At 61.6% G+C, this 18,613-nt stretch carries 13 protein-coding genes; 9 read left to right on the forward strand and 4 right to left on the reverse strand.

Annotated elements, in window-relative coordinates; all coding sequences use genetic code 11:
• The 8 genes from H7C19_RS00005 to gyrA form a co-directional block, all read left to right on the forward strand.
• Positions 1–1,500: dynamin family protein (locus H7C19_RS00005; RefSeq protein WP_185140512.1), on the forward strand; the 1,500-nt coding region annotated here is incomplete at its 5' end.
• 292 nt (positions 1,501–1,792) lie between these two features.
• Positions 1,793–3,583, forward strand: a complete 1,791-nt coding sequence (locus H7C19_RS00010; RefSeq protein ID WP_185140513.1) for an ABC transporter ATP-binding protein — start codon at positions 1,793–1,795, stop codon at positions 3,581–3,583.
• Positions 3,580–5,379 carry an ABC transporter ATP-binding protein gene (locus H7C19_RS00015; protein ID WP_185140514.1) on the forward strand — a complete coding sequence of 600 codons (1,800 nt, stop codon included), beginning with the start codon at positions 3,580–3,582 and terminating at the stop codon, positions 5,377–5,379. Before H7C19_RS00010 ends, H7C19_RS00015 begins: the two co-directional genes overlap by 4 nt.
• Positions 5,380–6,012: 633 nt before the next feature.
• Positions 6,013–6,861, forward strand: a complete 849-nt coding sequence (locus H7C19_RS00020; protein WP_221468966.1) for a GDSL-type esterase/lipase family protein — start codon at positions 6,013–6,015, stop codon at positions 6,859–6,861.
• 22 nt (positions 6,862–6,883) lie between these two features.
• Entirely contained in the window at positions 6,884–7,849 is a 966-nt protein-coding gene (locus H7C19_RS00025; RefSeq protein ID WP_246469219.1) for an ABC transporter ATP-binding protein, read from the forward strand.
• Positions 7,842–8,828: an ABC transporter permease gene (locus H7C19_RS00030; RefSeq protein WP_185140517.1), complete on the forward strand. Its 987-nt coding sequence runs from the start codon at positions 7,842–7,844 to the stop codon at positions 8,826–8,828. Before H7C19_RS00025 ends, H7C19_RS00030 begins: the two co-directional genes overlap by 8 nt.
• A 240-nt stretch (positions 8,829–9,068) precedes the next feature.
• Positions 9,069–11,042 (forward strand): DNA topoisomerase IV subunit B, encoded by a 1,974-nt coding sequence (parE, locus tag H7C19_RS00035; protein WP_185140518.1) that lies wholly within the window; start codon positions 9,069–9,071, stop codon positions 11,040–11,042.
• A 137-nt stretch (positions 11,043–11,179) separates the two neighbouring features.
• Positions 11,180–13,648, forward strand: a complete 2,469-nt coding sequence (gyrA, locus tag H7C19_RS00040) for a DNA gyrase subunit A (protein ID WP_185140519.1) — start codon at positions 11,180–11,182, stop codon at positions 13,646–13,648.
• 240 nt (positions 13,649–13,888) lie between these two features.
• Here the strand turns inward: gyrA and H7C19_RS00045 are convergent, their stop codons facing one another.
• A complete protein-coding gene (locus H7C19_RS00045; protein WP_185141008.1) occupies positions 13,889–14,065 on the reverse strand; it encodes a hypothetical protein in 177 nt (58 codons plus the stop codon).
• A gap of 203 nt (positions 14,066–14,268) precedes the next feature.
• Here H7C19_RS00045 and H7C19_RS00050 point away from each other — a divergent pair, with 203 nt between their 5' ends.
• Positions 14,269–14,760 (forward strand): MarR family winged helix-turn-helix transcriptional regulator, encoded by a 492-nt coding sequence (locus H7C19_RS00050; protein ID WP_185140520.1) that lies wholly within the window; start codon positions 14,269–14,271, stop codon positions 14,758–14,760.
• A gap of 813 nt (positions 14,761–15,573) precedes the next feature.
• Here the strand turns inward: H7C19_RS00050 and H7C19_RS00055 are convergent.
• From H7C19_RS00055 to H7C19_RS00065, 3 genes are read right to left on the reverse strand one after another with little or no spacing between them, the layout of a single operon-like run.
• Positions 15,574–16,923: a CapA family protein gene (locus H7C19_RS00055; RefSeq protein WP_221468967.1), complete on the reverse strand. Its 1,350-nt coding sequence runs from the start codon at positions 16,921–16,923 to the stop codon at positions 15,574–15,576.
• Positions 16,908–17,774: a class I SAM-dependent methyltransferase gene (locus tag H7C19_RS00060; RefSeq protein ID WP_185140522.1), complete on the reverse strand. Its 867-nt coding sequence runs from the start codon at positions 17,772–17,774 to the stop codon at positions 16,908–16,910. The genes H7C19_RS00055 and H7C19_RS00060 overlap by 16 nt, the downstream gene beginning before the upstream one ends.
• A gap of 25 nt (positions 17,775–17,799) precedes the next feature.
• Positions 17,800–18,543: a response regulator transcription factor gene (locus H7C19_RS00065; RefSeq protein ID WP_313731231.1), complete on the reverse strand. Its 744-nt coding sequence runs from the start codon at positions 18,541–18,543 to the stop codon at positions 17,800–17,802.
• Between the last annotated feature and the right edge of the window lie 70 nt (positions 18,544–18,613).

Below are 18,613 nucleotides of genomic sequence, written 5' to 3' on the forward strand. Positions count from 1 at the left end.
CTCTCGAAGCGCATGACGCCGGACGATATCCACCCGCGCGGACGGCCGCACCTGGCGTTCCTGCGCGCGGCCGCCGGCGGCTGGGCGCGGTACGGCGAGAAGCTCGGCACGCACTTCCTGGCGGGCGAGGCGGAGTACCGGCGCTACGTCGCCGAGGAAGAGGCTTCCTGCTTCGTCGCAGCGGTCGACCTGCATATCGATGCGCCGCTGACGCGCAGCGGGGCGGTCCTGGTCGACACGCCCGGAGCGGATTCGATCAACGCGCGCCATACCGGCGTCGCCTTCGAGTACATCAAGAACGCCGACGCCGTGCTGTTCGTCACTTATTACAACCACGCCTTCACCGAAGCCGACCGCGGCTTCCTGAACCAGCTCGGCAGCGTGAAGGACGCCTTCGAGCTCGACAAGATGTTCTTCGTCCTGAACGCGGCGGATCTCGCCGCCTCGCCCGAAGAGCTGGCTTCGGTGCAGCAGCACGTGGAGCAGCAGCTGCTGAAGCATGGCATCCGCAGACCGCGGCTGTTCCCGGTGTCCAGCCTGCAGGCGCTGGAAGCGAAGCTGGGGCGGTCGGCGGAAGCGCTCGAAGCTTCCGGCCTCGCCGACTTCGAAGCGGCGTTCCGCCGCTTCGCCCAGGAGGAGCTCGGCAGTCTCGCCCTCGCGGCGGCGCGCCAGCAGCTGACGCGCATCGAGGGGCTGATCGACGGCCTGCTCCGGTCGGCCGGCGAGGACGCCGCGACCCGGCAGGCGCGCACGGCGCGTCTGCTGGACGAAGCGGCCAAGCTGCGCAGCGCCTGGCAGGCCGAGCTGTCCGAGGCGGCCGTCCAGCCGTTGACGCAGGAGCTCGTAGAGCAGCTGTACCATCTGCGCCGAAGGGTGCAGTACCGGTTCGGCGAACACTTCGCGAGCGCGTTCCACCCTTCGGTGCTGCAGGACGACGGCCGCGATCTGAAGAAGCTGATCCAGTCGTGCTGGCTCGATCTGAAGCGCGGCGTCGCCGAGGACCTGCAGCAGGAGCTCCGGTCCGCGGGGCTCCGCCTCGAGGTCGCCTTACAGCGCAGCGTGGCGGAACGTATCGCGGACGGCATCGCCCGCTCCGAGCTGGACGGCTTCTCTCCGGAGCTGCCGCCGAAGCCGGAACTGGGGCTGGCCGGCGCGGGAGGAGATCCGTTCAAGGACCGGCCCGCGATTGACGCGCGCCAACTGTGGAACGCGTTCCGCAGCCCGAAGCATTTCTTCGAGAAACAAGGCAGCCGCGCGCTCCGCGACGCGCTCGAGACGGAGCTGTTCCGCGCGGCGGACGATTGGCTCGAAGAGACGAAGCGGGCATGGACCGTCGCCGTGGAAACCGCCTTCCGCGAGACGCTCGGGCAGGCCGGCGAAGCGTTGGCGGCGGAGCTCGGTACGTTCGCTTCCGGCCTGGAGCAAGAACGGCTCCAGCCGGGCGCCGAACAAGAGCTGGCTAGGATTCGCGAAGCGTGGACCAAACTAAAAAACGGGTGAACGGACGCGTCAGGCAACCGTTCTCATATCCGAACGGAATCGGCTTTTCTACATCGTTACGCGATTGTAGAAAGGCCTTTTCTTGCGTTTTCCCCCGAATTCGCCATATTGCTGGTCAAATGTGGGATGTAAGGGTTTATTTCAGATGATTTGGGAGATATCTGGACCCTGGTTCGGCTGAATGGGGCCTGAACCTGCTGAGGCGCCGTCAGCCCCTCTTACGCCGTTTGAAGGGTTGTGACGATCCTGTTACACTTCCGTCGTAACGAGATCCGAGGAGGACTGACGTTTTTTGGACATATTTCGGGGACTGAAGCAGTTTTTCTGGGCAGACAAAGGATTTCTGGCGGGCTCGGTGCTCGGCTTGGCTGCGGCGACAGCGCTCGGCCTGATCTATCCGCTCTTGCTCAAGGTGCTGATCGACGACATGATCACGCCGAAAAAATTCGACGGGGTGCTCGGGCTCGCGCTGCTCGCAGTCGGCATCATCGTGGTCAAATCGGCTTGCCAATACGTTCACGGCTTCAGCGGCGGACGGCTCGGCAACCGGCTCGCTTACCGGCTTCGCAACACCAGCTACGAGAAATTGCAATCCTTGTCCTTCTCGTTCTACGATTCGGCCCGGACCGGCGACCTGATGTCTCGTCTGACGGCGGACATCGAGGGGATCCGGAACTTCATCGGCTTCGGCTTCGCCCAGTTGCTCAACACGGCATTTCTCGTCGTGTTCGGCTTCGGCATGATGTTCGCCATCGATTGGCCGCTGGCGCTCATGACGCTGGCGATGATCCCGATCATCGGCTTCGTGGCGATCAAGTTCGAACTGAACATCCACCCGGTGTTCCGATCGATCCGCGCGGCGATCAGCCGGCTGACGACCAGCGTGCAAGAGAACATCATGGGGGTACGGACGGTCAAATCGTTCTCCAGCGAAGCGTACGAGTACAAAAAGTTCGACGGGGGCAACGCGCAGTACAAAGACAACAACCTGTCGCTCGCGGGCGTATGGGCCAAATATTTTCCGATCATCGAATTCATCGCGAACCTCAGCATTGCCCTGTTGCTGCTGGTCGGCGGCTGGCGCGTCATTAACGGCTCGATGACGCTCGGCGCGCTGATCTCCTTGAACGGGATGCTCGGCATGATCGTGGCGCCGCTGTGGACGCTCGGCTTCCAGATCAACAACTACACGCAATCCAAGGCGGCCGGCGAACGTCTGCTCGAGCTTTTGAACAAGCCGATCGCGGTCCGCAACGTGGAACATCCGCTCGTCTTGGAGGACAGCGCGGTCCGCGGACATCTGCAGTACCGCGACGTCAGCTTCCGCTATCCGAACCACGAGGAGCAGCCTTCGGCGCTGCTAGGCTTCGATCTCGACGCGCCTCCGGGCTCCGTCATCGGCATCTTGGGCGGCACGGGAGCGGGCAAGTCCACGATCGTGCAGCTGCTGCTGCGCGCCTACGACGTCGGGGACGGCTCGATCACGCTCGACGGCGTCGACATCCGCAATATCGAACTGGAGAGCCTGCGGCGCCAGACCGCGATCGTCTATCAGGAGTCGTTCCTGTTCTCGACGACGATCCGCGAGAACATCTCGTACGGCCGTGCGGACGCGACCCAAGAAGAGATCGAGGAGGCCGCTCGGCTCGCCCAGGCGCATGAATTCATCATGGAGCTGCCCGACGGCTACGATACGATCGTAGGCGAGCGGGGGATGGGGCTGTCCGGCGGCCAGAAGCAGCGGATCGCGATCGCGCGCGCTCTGCTCCTGAAGCCTCGCGTTCTCATTCTAGACGACTCTACCAGCGCGCTCGACATGGAGACCGAGCATCAGATTCAGCTTGCGCTGCGTCAGGTGATGGCGGGCAAGACGACGTTCATCATCGCGCACCGGATCTCTTCCCTGCGGTCCGCGAACGAGATTCTCGTGCTGGATCGCGGCCGCGTCACGCAGCGTGGCAGGCACGAGCAACTGGTTCGCGCGCCCGGCCTCTACCGGGAGACCTATCGTACGCAGTACGCGGACCGGCCGGATGAGCTGGGCGAAGAAGCGACGGCGGGCGAGAGGAGAGTGACGGGATGAGCAGGCAGTTCCAATATCAGGACGACGTCCTGATCGAAAAATCGTTCAACTGGAAGCAAATGGCCCGGTTGTTCAACTACTTGAAGCCTTATCGCAGCGCGGTCGTCAAGGTCGTCCTCGTCATGATGATCTTCGGCATGCTGACGCGGCTCGCGATCCCGCTCTTGATCGGCACCGCGATCGACCAGGTCATCGATCCGAGCCGGGGCAGCGGCCACGTCGGCTTCCTCATCGGCTTGGTCGGCGGGATGCTCTTGATGTATCTGCTGCGCTGGTGGGCGCAGCACTACACGATCACGCACACGAACGACATCGGACAGAAAGTCATTTTCGATCTTCGGTCCGCGCTGTTCAAGCACGTCCAGAGCCTCTCGTTCCGCTTCTTCGACAAAAGGCCGGCAGGTTCCGTCCTCGTGCGCATCACGAACGACGTGAACGCGCTGCAGGATCTGCTCTCGAACGGCGTCGTGAACTCGGTTATCGACATTACGCAGCTGATCGGCATCATCGTTATCCTGCTCGTGCTGCAGCCGAAGCTGGCGATCGCCGTCATGATCACGGTGCCTCTGCTCTTCATCGTCTCGTCTTCGCTGCGCAAGCGCACGCGGATGGCGTGGCAGACGGTGCGGATCAAGCAGTCCCGCATCAACTCGCATTTGAACGAAGCGATCCAGGGCATGCGGGTTACCCAGGCGTTCGCCCAAGAAAAAGAGAACATGACGTTCTTCGAAAATATGAACCGAAGCAGCATCCGCTCCTGGAATCTGGCCTCCTCGTTGAACCAACTGTTCGGCCCGGTCATCGAGGTGACCTCGGCGATCGGGACGCTGATCCTGCTGTTGTACGGGACGCATCTCATTCAAGCGGAAGAGCTGACGGTCGGCGTGCTCGTCATGTTCATTACTTATGTGAGCAACTTCTGGGAGCCGATCAACCGGCTCGGTCAGATGTATTCGATGCTCTTGATCTCCATGTCCTCGGCGGAGCGCATCTTCGAGTACATGGACGAGAAGCCGATCGTGGCCGAAAAGCCCGACGCCAAGCCGCTGCCGCACGTGCAAGGGCACGTCCGCTTCGACAACGTGGTGTTCGGCTACGAGCCGGGGCGCCCGGCGCTGAAGGGCTTGAATCTGGACATTCAGCCGGGGATGACGGTCGCGCTGGTCGGCCATACCGGCTCCGGCAAGAGCACGATCGTGAACCTGCTCTGCCGGTTCTACGACACGATCGAAGGCCGCGTCATGATCGACGGCACCGACGTGCGCGACGTCACGCTGGGCTCGCTGCGCGAGCAGATCGGCATCGTCATGCAGGATACGTTCGTCTTCTCCGGCACGATCCGGGAGAACATCCGCTACGGCCGGCCGACCGCGACCGACGCCGAAGTCGAGGCCGCGGCGCGTTCGGTCAGGGCCCACGACTTCATCGTGAACCTGCCGAACGGCTACGATACCGAAGTGCAGGAGCGCGGCAGCGCCTTGTCGATGGGCCAGCGCCAGCTGCTGTCCTTCGCCCGCGCGCTGCTCGCCGATCCGCGCATCCTGATCCTCGACGAAGCGACCGCGAGCATCGACACCGAGACGGAACTGCGCATCCAGGAAGCGCTCGGCACGCTGCTCGATGGCCGCACGTCGTTTATCGTCGCGCACCGGTTGTCGACGATCCGTCATGCGGATTTGATCGTCGTGCTCGACCACGGCGTCATCGTCGAGCAGGGCAACCACGACCAGCTCATGCGGTCGGGCGGCCATTATCGCGGCCTGATCGAGGCGCAGTACCGGTTCTTGTCGGCCTGAATGGCGGCTGCCTTTAGCAAGGCTTGCAATAACGGGGCAGGCTTGCGCAACGCCAAGTTAACCGTTTCAAACCGCCTCTCGCTGGCTATCTGGCCGCGAAGGGCGGTTTTTGTTTCTCTATGCGTTGGGCGGGACATCACATGCGCAGCTGCACCTGACTCGGGGCGGGCGTATTCAGGCGTTCTTTCGAGAGAGGACATCAGGCGCGTCCACGGCGATGAGGCGCTTGGAAGATGAAGTCCGGCAAAGATATGGCGCGAAAGCTGACGATTCGAGAGTCGGCGGTAAGTTGCTCGCACTGTCGACGCGCGCATACCGCGACCCGCGCAGATAACCCGCCTCACGGGTTATCTCGCCCCATCGGCGTCCGTATCCCGCGCCGATAACCCGCAAATCCGGTTATCTCGCCCCAACGGCGTCCGAATCCCGCGCCGATAACCCGCTTCACGGGTTATCTCGCCCCAACGGCGTTCGAATCCTGTGTCGATAACTCGCTTCACGGGTTATCTCGCCCCATCGGCGTCCGAATCCCGCGCCGATAACTCGAATATGCGATAACCGCCCGTCAGCCCGCCCATTTGATAATTGCCGTCAGAAAAGTTATTGTGAAGGAATGCGAAATTGGAAATCCATGTGAGATGGGAAAGCGAGATGAGGCGGTTGAACAAAAAATCATCCTGGTTGTGGCCGTCGCTAGGGGCCGTCTCGCTGGGCTGCACGGTGCTGCTCCTGTTCGGGCTCGGCTGGGCGCTGAAGGACGCCTGGGCCCCCGCCGCGGGCATCGCGTTGCCGAGCGCGACGCCGCAGCCCGCGGCTTCGAGCGGGGATTGGGCGGATAAGCGCGAGCTGCTCGTCACCGCCGTCGGCGATTCGCTCACGCGCGGGACCGGCGACGCGAGCGGACAGGGCTATGTGCGCGGGACGGTCGAGCGTTTGGCGAAAGGGCTGGGCAAGCCCGTGAAGTTGGTCAACAACCTGGGCATCAACGGGCTCGAAGCGTCCAATCTGGCGATTCGGCTGGACGACGAGGGATACAAGGGAGCGCTGAGCCAAGCGGATCTGCTCCTGGTGACGATCGGCGGCAACGACCTGTTCCATGTGGCGCAGAACGGAGGCAGCCTGGTCGACGGCGGGGATATCGACGCGGCGCTGCTGCAGAAGCGGCTCGTCGGCTTGAAGCCGCGGCTTGAGACCGTCTTCCGGAAGCTCCGCGCACTGAACCCGAATGCCCGGATCGTCTATGTGGGCCTATACAGTCCGTTCTACGACGTCCCGGCGCTGCGCGAGTCGGTAGGAGCCGTCATCGATGAATGGAACGGGTACGCGCGCCGTCTCGCCGACGCGGACGGCGGCATCACGGTCGTCCCTACCTACGATCTGTTCGAGACGGATGTCGCGCGATACTTGTCTTCGGACCATTTCCATCCGAACGCGGACGGATATGCGCGAATCGCGGAGCGGGTCGCGCAGTCGCTATTATGATCGAGAAGGAGGCTGCATCCGATTGAAGCTAGTTCGCGATGAGGTGGTATTGTCGGTGGAGCGGGTCTCCAAGTCGATCGGGCGCAAGCCGATCATTCACGATATCACGTTCGACGTGCGGGCGGGGGAGATCTTCGGGTTCCTCGGACCGAACGGATCCGGCAAGACGACGACGATCCGCATGCTCGTCGATCTGATCAAGCCTTCGGGCGGACGCATCACGGTGTGCGGGGAAGACGTGAACCGTGCGCCCGAGCGCGCTTTGATGCACGTAGGCTGCATCGTGGAAAATCCGGAAATGTACGGTTATATGACGGGCTGGGAAAACCTCGCGCACTTCGCCCGCATGCAGCGGGACATCACGGACGCGCGAATCGCCGAGGTGGTGGAGATCGTCGGGATGGACGCGCGGATTCACGATAAGGTGAAGACGTATTCGCTCGGCATGCGGCAGCGGCTCGGCATCGCGCAGGCGCTGCTGGGCGCGCCGAAGCTGCTCATTCTAGACGAGCCCACGAACGGGCTCGATCCGAAGGGGATCAAGGAGCTGCGGACGTTCATCCGGGAGCTGGCGGACAGCGGCATGAGCGTCTTCGTCTCCAGCCATCTGCTGAGCGAGATTCAGCTCATGTGCGATCGCGTCGCCATCATCAGCAAAGGGCGCGTCATCGCGGTCGGCAAGGTGGAGGAGCTCGTCTCCCAAGCCGAGACGTATACGCTGTGGCAGGTCGACGATCCCGATCGGGCGATCGCGCTCTTCGCGCAGGATGCCGGCGTACGGATCGTCGGGGAGAGCGAGCACCGCATCGACGAGGCGCTGATCGCCTCGCTGCCCGGCGCCATCGTGACGGCGATGGACCCGTCCGGCGCTTCCGGATGGGTGGAGCGTTTCGTGGCTGCCGGAATCGGGGTACAGGCGGTACATCGGGCCGCGCCGTCGCTGGAGGAACTATTCTTGAAGCTGACGGAGGGGGAGAAGGTTGGCTAACCAGCTCGCGTTGATTCAGAACGAGACGCTCAAGGTGTGGAAGAAAAAACGGTTCGCGGTCGTCGTCCTCATCCTGCTCGTGCTCGTCCCGGTATTCGTCTACGCCCAGATGAAGATCGCGCAGAACAATCAGGACAAGTTCGTGGACTGGCGGGCGGAGCTTCGGCAGCGCATCATCGACAATACGAACGCGCTCTCGAGCGACCGCGTGCCGGAGGAATGGAAAAAGTGGCGCGTTGCGCTGGTGCAGCAGTTGCAGTATGATCTGGATCACGACGTCAATCCGAACACGCCGAACGCCGTGACGTTCACGAACAGCTTTTTGCGCAACGCGGTCGGCATGTTCATCCCGCTCATGGTGCTCGCGATCGCCTCCGATCTCGTCTCGTCGGAGCGCTCGACAGGGACGATCAAGATGCTGTTGACGCGGCCGGTGCGACGATGGCGCATCCTGCTGTCCAAGCTGATCACGCTCACGCTGTACGTCTCGCTCATCATCGTGGCGACGGCGGCCGTGAGCTACCTGGTCTCCGGACTCGTCTTCGGCTACGAGGGCTGGCGAGAGCCCGTGTTCGTCGGATTCCGGCTGGCGGGATCGGACATCGACACGGCGGACGTCCACGCGATCACCCAGGGCGCGTTCATGCTGATGCTCATGGGACTGGTGTGGTTCTCCGCGATGGTCGTCGCGATCCTCGCGTTCATGGTGTCGGTGCTGGTGCGCAGCACCGCGGCCAGCCTGGTGACGATGATGGCGGCAGTCATCTCCGGCGCGATCCTGTCGAACATGGCGTCGTCGTGGAAAAGCGCCAAATATTTGTTCAACGTGAACCTCGATTTGACTGTATATCTGCAAGGCAGCCCGCCTCCAATCGACGGGATGACACTCGGTTTTTCGCTTGCCGTTCTAGGCGTTTGGGCGATCGCGGCGCTGGTCGTGTCGTTTGCCGTCTTTACGAAGCAAGATATCTTGAACTAAAATAGACGGAAGGTGCGTCTGTCTTGAAAGTTTTCAACGTGTCGAAGCGAACCGGAAGCATTCCTTCTTCGGAGAAGTTTACGTCCGCCTTTTCAATCCGGGAAACCCCATGTTGACGTGGATCGAAGTTTCCCGGATTGGAACAGCGGTCGTCCAAGAAGGAATGCGTGAGGGCAGCGTCACCAAGACGTTGCATTCTTTCACAACAGACGCAGCAGAGAATCGCTAGGAGGATCCTTCGTGACCGAACAAATCAACCTGTTTGCCGAAGTTTCGGCGCAGGCGGGAACGGAATACGGCGCCGACGATATCCAGGTGCTGGAAGGCTTGACCGCCGTACGCAAGAGACCGGGGATGTATATCGGCAGCACGACCGCCTCGGGTCTGCATCATCTCGTCTGGGAGATCGTCGACAACGCCGTCGACGAGCATCTGGCGAAGTTTTGCAATCGGATTGACGTGACCATCCACGCGGACAATTCCGTGACCGTATACGACAATGGACGCGGCATCCCGACGGGCATGCACAAGACGGGCGTGCCCACGCCTCAGGTCGTCTTTACGATGCTGCACGCGGGCGGCAAATTCGGAGGAGGCGGCTACAAGAAGTCGGGCGGCCTGCACGGCGTAGGCGCATCCGTCACCAACGCGCTGTCGGAGTGGCTCGAAGTCGAGATCTACCGCGAAGGCAAGATACATAAGATGCGCTTCGAGACGTGGACCGACGCGAACGGCAAAGACCACGTAGGCGAGCCGGTCGGCGGCCTGGAGGTGCTTGGCAATACGAACAAGACCGGCACCAAGGTGACGTTCAAGCCCGACGCGAAGGTGTTTCACGGGAACGTGGCGATTAATTACGACACCTTATCGGAGCGTCTGCAGGAGATCGCGTTCCTGAACTCCGGCCTCAAGGTCGTCGTGAAGGACCAGCGCTCGGGCAAAGAAGACACGTTCCACTACGAAGGCGGAGCGCGCCAATTCGTTCAATTTTTGAACGAGGACAAGACCGTGCTGCACGACGTCGTACACTTCGCGGCGGAGAAGGACGATATCGAGGTGGAGGTCGCGCTGCAGTACAACGACGGCTACACCGAGACGATCGCCTCGTTCGTCAACGCGATCCCGACCCGCGGCGGCGGCACGCACGAGACCGGCTTCAAGACGGCCTATACCCGCATCATGAACGAGTACGCGCGCAAGATCGGCCAGCTCAAGGAGAAGGAGAAAAATCTCGAAGGCAGCGATCTGCGCGAAGGCATGATGGCCGTGATCAACATCAAGATGGCCGAAGTCGAGTTCGTCGGACAGACGAAGGACCAGCTCGGGAGCGCTTCGGCGCGCGGCGTGGTGGACGCGATCGTGGCCGAGAAGATGGCGGTCTTCCTCGAGGAGAACCCCCAGGTCGGCCAACAGCTCATCCGCAAGTCGGTTCAGGCGTCCAAAGCCCGCGAAGCGGCGCGCAAAGCCAGGGAAGAGATCCGCACCGGCAAAAAGCGCAGCGAAAGCCCGAGCCTCGGCGGCAAGCTGTCGCCGGCGCAATCGAAGGACTACACGCGCAACGAGCTGTTCATCGTCGAAGGCGATTCGGCCGGCGGCTCGGCGAAGCAGGGGCGCGATTCCAAGCATCAGGCGATCTTGCCGCTCAAGGGCAAGCCGATGAACCCGGAGAAGGCCAAGCTGATCGACGTGCTGCGCAACGAAGAGTACAAAGCGATCATCGCCTCCATCGGCGCGGGCGTCGGGCCCGAATTCGACGCGGCCGAGAGCAACTACGCCAAGATCATCATCATGACGGACGCGGATACGGACGGCGCGCACATTCAGGTGCTGCTGCTCACGTTCTTCTACCGGTACATGAAGCCGCTCATCGACGCCGGCAAGGTGTTCATCGCGCAGCCGCCGCTCTACAAGATCACCCGTAAGTCGGGCAAGCTCGAGACGGTGCGCTACGCCTGGACCGACGAGCAGTTGCAGAACTACTTGAAGGAGATCGGCAAAGGCGCCGAGCTGCAGCGCTACAAAGGGCTGGGCGAGATGAATCCGGATCAGCTGTGGGAGACCACGATGAATCCGGAGACGCGGACGCTGCTGCAGGTGCAGATCGAAGACGCCGCCAAGGCGGAGCGCCGCGTGTCGACGCTCATGGGCGACAAGATCGATCCCCGCAAGCGCTGGATCATCGACAACGTCGACTTCATGGAATACGAAGAATAAATTTGGGGTTAAATAGCGTCATGAGATGACGCTATTTCGATTGTCCGCGCGATTTCCGTATCAGGGGCGCACCCGCGGCGCGCGATTCCTTCGTCGGGGCATGGCGGCGGAGAGTTGGGTCAGAAGGGGAGACGTTTATGGGTATGTTAGAGCAATTTCTGCCGGCATTCTTGGAAGAGGTCGTAGGCGACCGCTTCGGACGCTATTCTAAATATATTATTCAAGACCGGGCGATTCCCGACGTGCGCGACGGATTGAAGCCGGTACAGCGGCGAATCCTGTACGCGATGTACGATGCGGGGAACACGCCGGACAAACCGTACCGCAAGTCGGCGAAGACGGTCGGCGACGTGATGGGCAACTACCATCCGCACGGCGACTCCTCCATCTACGATGGCATGGTGCGGATGGCGCAGCCGTGGAAGATCGCGCATACGCTCGTGGACGGCCACGGCAACTGGGGCTCGATGGACGACGATCCGCCGGCCGCCATGCGGTACACCGAGGCGCGCCTGTCCGCGATCGCCCTGGAGCTGCTTCGCGATATCGACAAGCGGACGGTGCCGTTCAAGGATAACTTCGACAACACGACCAAGGAGCCCGTCGTTCTGCCGGCCCGGTATCCGAACCTGCTCGTCAACGGCGTCAGCGGCATCTCGGCCGGATTCGCGACGGAGATCCCGACGCACAACCTGCGCGAGATCATCGACGCCTGCACGGCGCTCATGGACAACCCGGAGATGACGACGGCCGAGCTCATGACGATCGTGCGCGGACCGGACTTGCCGACCGGCGGCATCATCATGGGCGAAGAGGGCATCCGCGAGGCGTACGAGACCGGCAAGGGCAAGATGTACATCCGTTCGAAGACGGCGATCGAGGAGATGCGGGGCGGCAAGCAGCAGATCGTCATCACCGAGATTCCGTATCAGATCGTCAAGTCGAAGCTCGTGAACGCGATCGACAACCTGCGGCTGGAGAAGAAGGTCGAGGGCATCGCGGAGGTGCGGGACGAGAGCGGCCGGAACGGGTTGCGCATCGTCGTCGAGCTGAAGAAGGACGCCGACGCGGAAGGCATTCTCGCCTTCCTGCTGAAGAAGACCGACTTGCAGGTCGCTTACAGCTTCAATATGGTCGCCATCGTCAACAAGGCGCCGCAGCAGCTCGGACTGAAGGCGATCCTGAGCGCGTATATCGCGCATCAGGTCGAAGTGGTCACGCATCGGACCCAATACGATCTGGAGAAAGCGGAAGACCGCGCGCACGTGCTGGAAGGGCTCGTCAAAGCGCTCAACCTGCTCGACGCGGTCATCGAGACGATCAAAGCCTCGAAAAACCGCCAGGACGCTCAGAACAACCTGGTCGCGAAGTTCGGATTCTCCGAACGACAAGCCGACGCGATCTTGACCTTGCAGCTGTACCGGCTGACGAATCTCGAGATCAACTCGCTCGAGAAAGAGCATGCCGAAACGATGAAAAAGATCAGCCAGCTCCGTGCGATTCTCGCGAGCCCGAAGAAGCTGCACGGCGTCATCAAAGACGAGCTCGGCGAGATACGCGGCAAGTACGGCATCGACCGCCGCTCCGTCATTCAGGGCGAAGTGGAGGAGCTTAAGGTCAATCTGGAAGTCACCGTTCCGGCCGAAGAAGTGATCGTGACGCTCAGCCGGCAAGGCTACGTCAAGCGGACGAGCCAGCTCTCCTTCACCCGGTCGGGCGGCGATCTCGGCAGCTCCGGCGTGAAAGAAGGCGACGTCATCCGCTGGAGCCTGCAGTTGAACACGCTGGATTCGCTGCTGCTGTTCACGCAGAAGGGCCAGTACTACCTGCTGCCGGTTCACCAGATTCCCGAGTTCAAGTGGAAGGATACCGGCACGGCGATCGTGAACGTGCTGCCGTTGTCCAAGGACGACCGGCTGGTCGGCGTCGTGCCGGTCAAGCCCGGCGAATGGGCGCAGGCGGCGGAGCAGGGCGAGGACGGCCCTGCGCTCGTGTTCGTCCTGCGGCGCGGACAGGTCAAGCGGACGCTGCTCGCGGAATACGCGACGAGCCGAAGCACGGCGATCGCGGCATGCAAAGTGGCGGACGGCGACGAGATTCGGACGGTCTACCGCAGCGAGCAGCCGCAAGAGCTTGTCCTCGTCACCGAGCAGGGGATGAGCATCCGCATTCAGGAAGGCGAAGTGAGCTTGCAGGGCCGCGTCGCCGGCGGCGTGAGAGGCATCGCGCTGAAGGAAGGCGACTACGTCACGGACGGCCTTCCGGTATCGGGAGACGAAGGAGAGATTCTCGTGCTCTCGGATTACGGCTTCGCCAAGCGTACGCTGCTGTTCGACTATCCGCAGCAGGGCCGCGGAGGCAAGGGAATTCAGACCTTCGAGTTCAAGGAAGGCAAGCGGGTTCGCCCTAACGGCACGCGGCTGATCGCCGCCTACCATGTCAAGGAAGCGATCGAGATCGGCGCGCTGACGGCTTCGGGGGCGTTCGCGGCGTTCCATTCCGACGACGCGCCGCTCGAGGATCGTCGCGCGCATGGCAAGGCGGTCGTCGCGACCGATCGCAACGACCTGCTGGTTGAATCGTTCAAGAAGCCGCTCCAAGGTTGACGTACGGCGCAAGGCGGTCGTCGCGACCGATCGCAACGTTCTGCTGGTTGAATCGTTCAAGAAACCGCTCCAAGGTTGACGTACGGCGCAAGGCGGTCGACGCGACCGATCGCAACGTTCTGCTAGTTGAATCGTTCAAGAAACCGCTCCAAGGCTGACGTACGGCGCAAGGCTATCGTCGGCCGGCGCTTGAAGGGGGAAGACTGACGGCTGGGAGCTGCTGACGAAGAGCTGGCGGCGTCAGTCGTAGGGACCGTCGCGCGACTCGCTGCGGTCGATCCACTTCAGCATCATGTCCAAGAGGACCCACAGCGGCACCGGCTCATCCAGCCGTTCCAGCAGCTGTGGGTCTTCGATGATGCCGGCCTCGCGAGCCATTTGCCCGATCATCCGTTTGCGTTCGTCCGCAGCCGTCACGATTGTTCGCCTCCGCTTGAACCGCGTTATTTTCCGTCGTTCCCGTTTGGATGTCACCAGTATATGTCGCCGAATGTCGCATCGTACCTGATCCTGAGGATTCATGGCGTAAATATTTAACCCGCTTAAACTATCATTCGACATCTATGGTGCGTATAATAGAAAGAGAAGGATAGGTTCGGGATAGCCGAGGAGGAGAAGGTATGGAGACGGCATCGGAATTTGTGAAGAGCTGGATGAAGTTGACGAAGGACTGGCAGACCCAAATGGAAGCGGAGATGGCCCCGCAGCTGACGGAAGGGCAATTGCAGGTACTCGAACTGCTGAAAGCGCACGAGCCGATGAAGCCGTCCGACCTACTCCCGCATCTGGAGACGACCCCGGCCGCCGTGACGACGCTGCTCGACCGCATGGAGCGCAATGGCCTGGTCAAGCGTACGAGGGACGAAGGCGACCGGCGTATCGTCTGGGTCAGTACGACCCCGTTCGGGCGGACGGAGACGGAGCGCGGCCTGCGGATTCGCAGCGAGATCGTGAACCGATCGTTGGACCGCTTGTCGGCGCACAACCGGCAGCTGCTCGTCTTCCTGATCGGCAAGGTGGCGGGCACGCGGGAGACGACTGCGGCCGCCAAGGAGCGGGCGAACGGACGCGCTTCGGCCGCCGACAATCGGACGGAGGAAGCGTCCGCTTAAGGATTAGGTGATATTGTAGACGAAAACGACCCCGCTGTCCGCTGCTGCATTGCGGACGGCGGGGCCGTTTTCGTTTTTTGGGAGGCGGTCGGAACGATAGGGGGATTTGGCGGGCTGATGATCGGCGTTGAAGGATGTAAGTTTTGTCCTATTCACGGATGGGGCTAGCTCTGCTGAGACGGTGGACAGTGCCATTACGCAATAAATTGCATTTGTACCACTTATTTGGCGCCATTTGCAGGTTTGGAGGCAATAAGTTGCAAACATACATCTTATTTGTACAGAAAACGGTCTGAACGTACAGGATGGCTAAATAAGTTGTACGTTTACAGCTAAATGATGATAATAGAGGCAAAATGGCTAAATAAGTTGTACATTTACAACTAGAGGTAGAATCTAGAGGTGAAACAGCAAGATCAGTTGTGTTTTCGCAACGACGCGGACGGTTCAGAGGTACGGGATGCGCGGAAAGCGAGGGAATCGGGATAGGCTATGCAGCCAAAACGATGTGATTTCATCTGAGCAGGCATGCCGGTTCACTTCAACCGCTGTAGATTCCACCTAAGGGAACCAATTGCACAAACCGCTGTAGATTCCACCCAAGGGAACCAATTGCACAAACTGCTGTAGATTCCACCTAAGGGAACCAATTGCACAAACTGCTGTAGATTCCACCCAAGGGAACCAATCGCACAAACTGCTGTAGATGCCGACTCGCAAGCGCTCCGATCGCACTCCAATCACAATAAATGCCAAAGCCCAAGCATACCAATCGCGCGTACCATATTAGATGCAAAACAAAAAGGAGGGGGATCAACCCTCTCCTTTTTGGTCCGCTTTCCGGCGCAAATGATCGGTAATGCCGGGCAGCAGCGAAGCCATGACGGCATAGTCCTTGTTCGTCAGGTTGGGGTCGTTGCGCTCGTCGAGCTCTTGCTGCATCGGAATGACCGTATAATGACGCTTGGCGTCCGGCCCCCAGATATGGACCCAGGTCGGCGTAGCCTTCACATCGCTCCAAGAAGTGCGCGTAATGCCGTTCTCCGTGCGCTTGACGAGCTTCACGCTCATGATGACGCCGACGTTTTTCCAGCTCCCGGTCTGATTCGAGACGAAGTTCCCCATCGAATAGACGACGAGACCGCGGCGCTTGCCGCCCGGCGCGGACGGATCGTCCACCACCAGCGTCTCGTACGGCTGAACGACGTGCGGATGGGAGCCCAGGATGAGATCCGCTCCGTCCTCCAGCGTCTCCCGCGCGATCCGGCGTTGCTCGTCGCTCGGCATCCGCTGGTATTCGATCCCGAAGTGCATCGAGACCGCGACGGCGTCCGCGCCAGCCTCCTTGAGCCTGCCGATATCGGCGGCGATGGCGTCACGGTCGATCAGGTTCACCGCGAACGCTTTGTCCTCCGAGACGCGGATGCCGTTCGTCCCGTACGTATAGGACAGGAAGCCGAGCTTGATGCCGTTGCGCTCCTCGATCACGAGGCGCGCAGCGTCATCGGCGTTCGCCGCGGTGCCGACGGGAACCAGGCCGAGCTTGCGCAGGTTGGCCAGCGTTCGCACGATGCCGGCGAAGCCGCGGTCGAGCGTATGGTTGTTCGCGGTCGAGAGAACCTGGAAGCCCGCATCCTTCAGGGCGTTCGACAGCTCGGTCGGCGCGTTGAAGCGCGGATAGCCCGTGTACTTCAGATCGGCGCCGGCGATGGGGGTCTCCAGGTTGCCCACGACCCAGTCGCCTTGCCGGAGCAGTGGCTTGACTTGTTTGAACCAGGGCTTGAAGTCGTACTTTTTCGTCTTCGGATTGTAGTAGCCGGGAAGCTGCGGGGAATGCACCATAATATCCCCGACGGCGACCAGTGTGGCCTCCCGGACGGAATCCGGCACTTCGCCGGCTGGCGAAGGGAATGGCGACGGCGATACAGCCGGTTCCTTCGAAGCGGCCGGCGCGGTCGGCGTCGCCGGAGGCTGCGCGATCGGAGTCGGCTTGGCCGTCTGCGCCGGCGGCGGGGAAGAGGCGGTCCCTTCCCCGTCCAACAGGCTGCAGGCCGTCGCCGCGACGCAGAAGCCCATGATGGCGGCGCCGAGCGCGAGACACTTCGCGGTCAGCAGCATGCCCTCCCCGTACCGGCTTGCGAGCGGCCTCAGTCGCTCTCCCAACGGCCGTAGATGCCGCATGGGAGGGTCAGCCCGCTGCGCGTGATCGGCAGCCCGATCTCGCCGCAATCCAGCTTGCCGCCGTGCTTGCGTCCGACGGAGAGATGGAGCAGGTTGTGCAGGACGGTCGGAGACAAACCGGTGGTGTACGAATTCACGAGCACGAACAACGGATTGTCGGAGAGGATCGCGCGGCACTCTTCGAGGAAGGGGAAGAGGCTCTCCTCCAGCTTCCACGTCTCGCCGCCGGGTCCGCGGCCGTACGAAGGCGGGTCCATGATGATCGCGTCGTACTGCCGGCCTCTGCGCTGTTCCCGCTGCACGAACTTGAAGACGTCGTCCGTGATAAAGCGGATCGGCGCGTCCTCCAGGCCGGACAGCTGCGCGTTTTCCTTGGCCCATTGGACCATGCCCTTGGACGCGTCGACGTGGCAGACCTCCGCCCCTGCCGAAGCGGCGGCTACGGTAGCGCCGCCGGTGTAGGCGAACAGGTTCAGCACGCGGATCGGCCGGCCGGCTTCCGCGATCTTCTTCATCATCCAGCTCCAGTTGACGGCTTGCTCCGGGAACAAGCCGGTGTGCTTGAAGTTGGTCGGCTTGATATGGAACTTCAGCGGCCCGTAGGAGATGCTCCAGCGTTCGGGCAGGGCGCGGCGGAATTGCCACTGTCCGCCTCCGGAGGAGCTTCGGAAGTAGTGGCCGTCGGCGCTGCGCCATTCGTTCGTCTCTTGGACGAGGGGCCATATGATCTGAGGATCCGGGCGGCGGAGGATGACGTCCCCCCAGCGTTCCAGCTTGTCGCCGCTGCCGGTGTCGATCAATTCGTAATCTTGCCAATCGGTTGCCATTCGCATGTCTTAGCGCTCTTCCTTTTCACGTTCAAATGAGATTGCTTGCCGCTTCGAGCGGCGTCGGCTCCGCCCAGAACCGATAGCCGAACCCTCTGACCGTATGAATATAGATCGGTCGGGAAGGATCGGGCTCGATTTTCTTGCGGAGATTGCTGATATGCACCATTAACGTTCGGGTGTCGCCCATGCTGTCCGTGTGCCATACGAGGCGGTAGAGCTCGTCGAGCGCATAGACGCGGTTAGGCTGCCTAGCCAGGACCGACAGCAGCTCGAACTCCTTCGCGGAGAGAGGCACGAGCTCTTGCTGCCGTCTCACCTCGTAGCGCTTGAGGTCGATCTCGAGGCCAGGGAAGCTCAGCGAAGAGGAGAGATCCTCCGGCGGCCGCTCCCGCATGCGCCTGCGGCGGATATGCGCATGGACGCGGGCGACGAGCTGGCTGGGGCTGAACGGCTTCGTGATATAGTCGTCGCCGCCTTCAGACAGTCCGTTAACGATATCGGCATCCTCGGATCTGCAGCTTAGGAACAAGATCGGCACGTCGGCGCAAGGCCCGGTCCGAAGCCGGCGGCACACTTCGATCCCGTCCATACGCCCGAGGTTCACGTCGAGCAGGATCAGGTCCGGCGTGAGCGCTTCGGCTGTCAGGATCGCCTGTTCGCCTTCGTGCGCGGTATGTACGGCAAAGCCTTCCTTGGCCAGGAATAACGAGATCAGATCGGTGATTTCCGTTTCGTCGTCTACGACCAGAATGGCGGCGTTTGGTCTGCTCACAGGCTCTTCCTCCATTCATAGCGGGTGCACATATGAAATTATTATACTTAAAGCGTTGACGGGGAATCAA

The sequence above is a fragment of the Cohnella nanjingensis genome (assembly GCF_014212125.1).
GTDB classification, from domain to species: Bacteria; Bacillota; Bacilli; order Paenibacillales; family Paenibacillaceae; genus Cohnella; species Cohnella nanjingensis.

Excerpts from the sequence above, each read along its gene's own strand:
- H7C19_RS00015 (WP_185140514.1), top strand. The coding sequence starts at position 3,580 with ATGAGCAGGCAGTTCCAATATCAGGACGACGTCCTGATCGAAAAATCG.
- gyrA (WP_185140519.1), top strand. The coding sequence starts at position 11,180 with ATGGGTATGTTAGAGCAATTTCTGCCGGCATTCTTGGAAGAGGTCGTA.
- H7C19_RS00050 (WP_185140520.1), top strand. The coding sequence starts at position 14,269 with ATGGAGACGGCATCGGAATTTGTGAAGAGCTGGATGAAGTTGACGAAG.
- H7C19_RS00060 (WP_185140522.1), bottom strand. The coding sequence starts at position 17,774 with ATGCGAATGGCAACCGATTGGCAAGATTACGAATTGATCGACACCGGC.